A 4,289-nucleotide genomic window follows, 5' to 3' on the forward strand; every position below is an offset into this window, starting at 1 on the left:
TCTGGTGTATAGGGTGGATGCTGACGGCGAGAGAAAGGTTTACGTCAAGAGCCCTGTTTATATGATTTTGAGGAATAAGAATTATTATTTGGTTTGTGCTGAGGAAAATTCTAATGTTCTTAAGAATTATCGAGTAGATAGGATGCTAAATGTGACTAAGCTAGAAGAGGATATTACGGAATTATCTGGTTTTTTAGAGTGTAGAAATGGGTTTAATCCAATGGAGTATTTAAGAAGATCTTTTAAGATGTTTGGGGGAGAACTCTCTATTATAATGGTAGAGTTTAAGAGAAGTCTTTTAAATTATTTGCTAGATGAATTCGGCGATTATGTATATATTATGGAAAAGGGTAATTTTGAGAATAATAATTTGTCTGAGAAAATTAGATGGGAACATCTGAGTTACCAAATTTTGGAGAAGATTTTGGGAGAGAAGACATACGAGGAGTATATTTTATCAGGTAAATATATTGAGGACGGTTACGCTAGAGATGTAATAGATAGTTTTAGTGAGAAAATGAAGTCTATTGTTGAAGATTATGGCATGATTGAGGCAGCTAGAGGTGAGCGCGAGGAAAATGTTGAAGGTGATGTCATAGCTGAGGCAGCTAGAGGTGAGCGTGAGGAAAATGTTGAAGGTGATGTCATGGCTGAGACGACTGGAAGTGAATGCGAGGAAAATGTGGAGAAAGAGGTGTGTGATGGCGCATTCAGAGCTCACCAGAAGGGTATAATTAGGAATTATAAGATAGTTGATGATAGTGCGGAAAAGAAATATATTGGCGTTTTTGTGGCGAAGGGCGGCATGGGAATTGTTAAATGGATAATGCAGTTTGGTGTCGATATGGAGGTTATTTTCCCTGAGAGTGTGAGGGAGATGATTAGGAAGGAAATCGACAGTATGAAGGATTTGTATTCTAAAAAATAGAAAACAAGTTAAAAAATTGGCAGATAGTTTTGTTAAAAAATATGTGCCAATTTTTTATGTGATATAAAAAGGAAAATTCATGAATTATATTGAAATGTAATTTATAGTATGTAAAAATAGGGTAATGTGTAATTTATTTTAGGCATATGAAAAACAACGAGGATAGATGCAAATAAACTATATTTGTGGTGTACCGAGTTACAAAAAAGATAAAATATGTTATAATTACATAAAAAAATAAGTTTGGAGGAAAAAATGGGGGAAACAGTCAACATAAGAGAATATATAGACATATTTAGAAGAAGAAAATGGATTGTGATTATAACCATTTTAATTTGCTTAGCGTTTGGGGGGTATAAGACATATAAAAATTATGTTTCATATGTTCCAACATACAAGTCTAAGATAACTATTAGAATTAATTCTATGAAGTCAATACAAAGTAAAAAAAGTTCTAAGAAAAACAGTGATAAGGAGTTAACTGACGAGGAGGAAGAGGCTCAGGCTATGAATAATATTTACAATTCTTATTCTGGTTCTGCGTCTGCTACTAATCAAAATATCGCGACTTCATATATAGGACTAGCGAAATCTGAGAATGTCAAAAAGAATATAGCTGCTTTAACTGGGTTAAAGGTTAGTCAAGTAGGATATATCAATCCTGTTCAAAGTACAGAAATTCCACAATTTATCGATGTACAGGTTACTTGTTCTTCTAAAGAGATAGCAAAACAGGTGGCAGAGGCTTTTCCAGAGGCGTATAATAATGAGCTTCTGAGAGTAATTAATTTGGACTGTGTAGAGGTTGTTTACGATGCAACTGATGGACAACTTATACCAAGAAGTAGAGACATAACTTTATTGAAGGCTTTTGCTGTAGGTGTTGTAATATCCATATTTTTAGTATTATTAGCTGAATGTTTAGATACTAAGATTAAAACTCCTGAGGATGTGGAAAAATATTGGGATTTACCACTAATAGGTACAATACCAATGGACGACGGAAAATCAAAGGGTAGACATGCAATTCAAAAATAGGAGGTAGGATATGATAGGAGCATATGATGATGGCAATTACGAGATAAACGAGTCTTATAGAGAAATAAGAAACTATTTAGGTATAAATAAAAATATAAAGACAATCCTTATAACTAGTGCAGAAATGGATGAAGGGAAGACGACTATAGCATGTAATTTAGCTAAATGCTTTGCCGAATTAGAGGATACAAATGTATTACTAGTGGACTGCGACTTTAGAAAAAGAGGTGTCAGTAGATATTTTGGTATAGACAACACTTTTGGGATAGCAGATATAGTGTTTGGGCATAAAACTAAGGAGGAGTGCATAAAGAAAATCGGTGATCTAGATGTTATAACTTCTGGAGGCGTGCCTTCAAATGCATCTATTCTGTTGAATTCACAATCTATGAAGGATACAATTAGAAATTTTAGAGAAGAATACGATTATGTGTTTGTAGATTCTCCACCTATAAGTAGATTAAACGATGCATGCATAATCACACAATATGTAGATGGAACAGTTCTTGTAAATGCATCTAAATCAATCGACGCCAAGGTGGCTAAGATAACTTTGGATAAATTAAATAAGGTAGGTTCAAATGTTATCGGAGTAATACTAAATAAATTTAAATCTGAAAGATATAGCTACTATAATAGCTACTATGGATATTCAGATTACGACAAAAAGTCAAAATTCAGTTTGTTTAGTTCAAGCAAAAAGAAGAAAAAAAAGAAAAAAAGAAACAAGAAGAGATAAAATAACAAAAATCAAAATAATTCAAATGGACAATAAAAATATTATTAGCTATATATCAATTTGATCTATATAGCTAATAATATTTTAGAAAGAAATACTTAAATAAGTTAATGTAAATATAATTTTGAATTAAATTTACGCTAAAAGCATTTTAATAATTAATAAAAATTATTAAAATAATATAATGGAATAATAGATTAGATGCGAATATCGAAAAGTTTTATCAAGAATAAACGAGGGTGATAGGATATTGGAGGGATATTTATGGTTTTGAGGATTATGCAAAAAATTGATGAGATATCAAATGATGCAGATAAGTGTAAGATGAGACAGGTTATTTTGGCTTGTTTTGATTTTATTATATGTGTCTGTAGTTTTATATTCACATTGAGTTTGTTAGATATGAGCAGTAGTAGTTATTATTTACTGCCTGTGTTTATTTACGCTATTATTAATGAAATATCAATATTGAAATTTAGATGCTATGATAGCTTGTGGAAATGTGGGGGAGAAAAGGAAGTAGCTAGTATATTTACAGCATGTTTAGTGGCTCTTATACCATCAGTAGTTTTGATCAAGGTAGCAGGGTTTAATTTTGATGGAGTTTTTTACATATTTAATTTAGCTATGATTATAACTGCGATGATATTTCTCAGAGTTATGTATAGAACTATGAGAAGAGTATTGATGCATATGAGATTAATACAAAATGCCTCTGATTCAAAGAAGGTATTAGTAGTGGGCGCTGGAAGAGCCGGTAATATGATACTTAGAGAGCTATTTGAAAATCCGGAGCTCAAGAAGATTCCAGTCGGAGTTGTAGACGATGATAGAAATAAAATAGGAAAGCAAGTGTTTGGAGTACCAGTTCTTGGGACTACAGAAGACATATCAAATATAGTACAAGATAAAGCAATAGATGAGATAATATTTTGTATAGCCAATATAAATCCAATTAGAAAAAAAGAAATTATAAATATTTGTAAAAATACTAAATGCAAGGTAAAAACTATACCTGGAATATATGAAATTATAGATGAAAAGGTCAATTTGACAAAGCTTAGAGATATACAGATAGAGGATTTATTAGGTAGAGAGCCTGTAAAAATGAATTTAAGCGATATGGATAAAATCATTAAAAACAAGACTGTCATGGTGACAGGTGGAGGAGGATCTATAGGGTCTGAGCTATGTAGACAAATCGCCAAGTACGAGCCTAGAAAATTGATAATAGTCGATATATATGAAAACAATGCCTATGAAATTCAACAGGAATTAGTTAGAAAAAGACCTGAGCTGGATTTGGATGTGATGATAGCGTCTGTTAGAGATGAGGAAAAAATGGACAGCTTATTCGAGATTTATAAGCCTGAGGTAGTGTTCCATGCAGCTGCTCATAAGCATGTGCCTCTGATGGAGTACAGCCCTTGTGAGGCTATTAAGAACAATGTATTTGGTACTTTGAATGTGGCAAATATAGCTGATAAATATAAGGTGAAGAAATTTGTGTTGATTTCTACAGATAAGGCGGTCAACCCTACTAATATAATGGGGGCTACTAAGCGCTGCTGTGAAATGATAATA

General features: G+C 32.4%; 4 protein-coding genes. All 4 read left to right on the forward strand.

What is annotated here, in order from left to right:
- Window positions 1-928 (forward strand): WYL domain-containing protein (locus MR593_RS07250; protein ID WP_290691394.1); only part of this gene is annotated, 928 nt, incomplete at its 5' end.
- A 255-nt stretch (window positions 929-1,183) separates the two neighbouring features.
- On the forward strand, window positions 1,184-1,966 hold the full coding sequence (locus MR593_RS07255; RefSeq protein WP_290691397.1) for a YveK family protein: 783 nt from the start codon (window positions 1,184-1,186) through the stop codon (window positions 1,964-1,966).
- A 10-nt stretch (window positions 1,967-1,976) separates the two neighbouring features.
- Entirely contained in the window at window positions 1,977-2,705 is a 729-nt protein-coding gene (locus MR593_RS07260) for a CpsD/CapB family tyrosine-protein kinase (RefSeq protein ID WP_290691400.1), read from the forward strand.
- Between the two features lie 264 nt (window positions 2,706-2,969).
- On the forward strand, window positions 2,970-4,289 hold a 1,320-nt coding region (locus MR593_RS07265; RefSeq protein ID WP_290691402.1), incomplete at its 3' end, for a polysaccharide biosynthesis protein.

It is taken from the genome of Intestinibacter sp. (assembly GCF_022780145.1).
Taxonomy (GTDB): Bacteria; Bacillota; Clostridia; order Peptostreptococcales; family Peptostreptococcaceae; genus Intestinibacter.

Coding starts and splice junctions, on each gene's coding strand:
- MR593_RS07255 (WP_290691397.1), top strand. CDS start 1,184: ATGGGGGAAACAGTCAACATAAGAGAATATATAGACATATTTAGAAGA.
- MR593_RS07260 (WP_290691400.1), top strand. CDS start 1,977: ATGATAGGAGCATATGATGATGGCAATTACGAGATAAACGAGTCTTAT.